This window comes from Mesorhizobium sp. M7A.F.Ca.US.014.04.1.1 (assembly GCF_003998745.1).
Classification (GTDB): Bacteria; Pseudomonadota; Alphaproteobacteria; order Rhizobiales; family Rhizobiaceae; genus Mesorhizobium; species Mesorhizobium ciceri.
In genome coordinates this window covers 1-2,187 of the sequence record NZ_RZRW01000769.1, presented here as the reverse complement: position 1 = coordinate 2,187, position 2,187 = coordinate 1, and the positions used below count along the sequence as shown (strand labels likewise).

General features: G+C 57.6%; 2 protein-coding genes. One reads left to right on the top strand and one right to left on the bottom strand.

Annotation, left to right across the window (positions count from 1 at the left end):
- Positions 1 to 509, bottom strand: a 509-nt coding sequence (locus EOA22_RS31240) for an ATPase domain-containing protein (protein WP_281040806.1), incomplete at its 3' end; no start/stop codon positions are given.
- A 256-nt stretch (positions 510 to 765) separates the two neighbouring features.
- On the opposite strand from EOA22_RS31240, the gene EOA22_RS31235 reads away from it, so the two are divergent.
- On the top strand, positions 766 to 2,187 hold a 1,422-nt coding region (locus tag EOA22_RS31235), incomplete at its 3' end, for a PAS domain-containing sensor histidine kinase (protein ID WP_245478731.1).

Here is a 2,187-nt window from a genome sequence, read left to right as displayed (position 1 = left end):
ACCACCACCGCCACAATGCCCCGCTTGGCCAGGAAGGCCTTGAAACCAATCAGCTCGCGCCGGAACCTCGGTGTGTCGCCGGTAATCAGCCGGATCTCGAGCAGCGAGTCATAAACAAGCCTGTGTGGCTTGTGTTCTTCAATCGCGCGTTCAATCGCCTTGCGCGTCTCATCCAATCGAAGGTCCGCAGTCTGGAAAATCGTCTGATCGGCCGCTCCGCTCAAGGTCTCCGAAGCGGACAATTCCTCAACGCGGATGCCATCAAGCGTCCAGCCGTGTGAGGACGCAATCGCTTGCAGTTCGGCGGCGGTTTGCGAAAGGCTGACATAGATGCAGCGTTCACCGGCTGCCACACCAGCGCGCAGGAATTGCAACGCCGCGGTCGTCTTGCCTGCGCCTGGATCGCCTTGCACGATGTAGAAATTTGAAGCGGGCAATCCACCGCGAAGAATTTCGTCCAAGCCGGCAATGCCGGAACTTACAACGGGCTGCTTCTTTCGCTCGGTCATTCCGCCATCGTCTCCAAACAGGAATCGCAATCCGCCAGTATCACAGGTTCGAAGTAGAACTGGGTGGAGCGATCGGCGGCCCGGCCCGGTATCTGAAATTCCAATTTCTGTAACGGCCGCGCCCCCGTCAGGCAAGTAGCTCGTTGCAGGCCACGGCAGTCACGGCCTGTGCCACAGCGCGCACGCCTTCCCATCGTCTGTGGAACCATCCAAGACGCCAGCAGTTTCACAGAGTTAACAAATGAACGGATGGGGTATGATTCAAGGGACCGTCGATAAAGCCGATGAGGATCGCTACCGCGTTCTCGTCGAAGCCGTTACTGATTATGCGATCTATATGTTGGACCGTTCGGGAACCGTGACGAGTTGGAACGCGGGGGCCGAGCGGTTCAAAGGCTATTCCGCGAGCGAGATCATCGGTCAGCATTTCTCGTGCTTCTACACGGAGGAGGATCGCGAAGCTGGTCTTCCATCGCGGACTCTGGAGACAGCAGCCCGCGATGGCAAATTTGAGACCGAGGGCTGGAGGGTTCGTCGCGACGGGACTCCTTTCTGGGCTCACGTTGTGGTTGATCCTATACTCGATCCAAGCGGCAGACTAACCGGCTTCGCCAAAGTCACCCGTGATCTTACCGAGCGCAAGAAAGCGGAGGAGGAAATCCGGAAAAATCAGGAGCAGTTCCAGCGTCTGGTTCAGGGCGTGACGGACTACGCGATCTACATGCTTGATCCTGAAGGCGTAATCACGAGCTGGAACTCGGGTGCAGAACGCATCAAAGGTTACTCGGCCGACGAAATAATCGGCAAGCACTTTTCGCAATTCTACACGCCCGAGGACCGTGAGCGGGGCAGTCCGCAAAGTGCCCTGGAGATCGCCGCCCGTGAAGGGCGAGTTGAGCGCGAAGGCTGGCGTATACGCAAAGACGGAACTACGTTCTGGTCCCACGTGGTCATCGACGCCATTCGGCACGAGGATGGCGAACTCCTGGGGTTCGCGAAGATCACACGCGACATTACGGAGCGGAAGAAGGCGCAGGAGTCCTTGGATCAGGCCCGTGAGGCCCTTTTCCATTCACAAAAAATGGATGCGGTCGGCAAGCTAACGGGCGGCGTCGCCCACGATTTCAACAATTTGCTGATGGCGATTCTGGGAAGTCTTGAGCTGCTCCGCAAACGGCTTCCCGACGATCCACAATTGCTGCGTCTTCTCGACAACGCGGTGCTCGGCGCGCGACGGGGAGCGTCCTTGACGCAGCGCATGCTGGCCTTTGCCCGGCGGCAGCAACTCGATCCAAAGCCTGTCGATTTGATAGGGCTCATACACGGAATGAAGGATCTCTTGGAACGATCGCTGGGCTCAAGGGCGATCATAGAGACGAAATTTCCGCTCTCGCTTGATCGTGTGATGGTTGATGAAAGTCAAATCGAACTCGCATTGCTCAATCTGTGCGTCAATGCCAGGGACGCGATGCCTGATGGTGGGACGATCGTCATCTCCACTCGGATGGAACAGGTCGGCGAAAGCAAACAGGCTGGCTTGGCCCCGGGGCATTATGTCTGCCTCTCGGTAGCAGACGCTGGCGAAGGAATGGACGAAGAAACACTAGCTCGGGCGACAGAACCGTTCTTCACCACAAAAGGCGTTGGCAAAGGCACGGGTCTCGGTCTGTCTATGGTC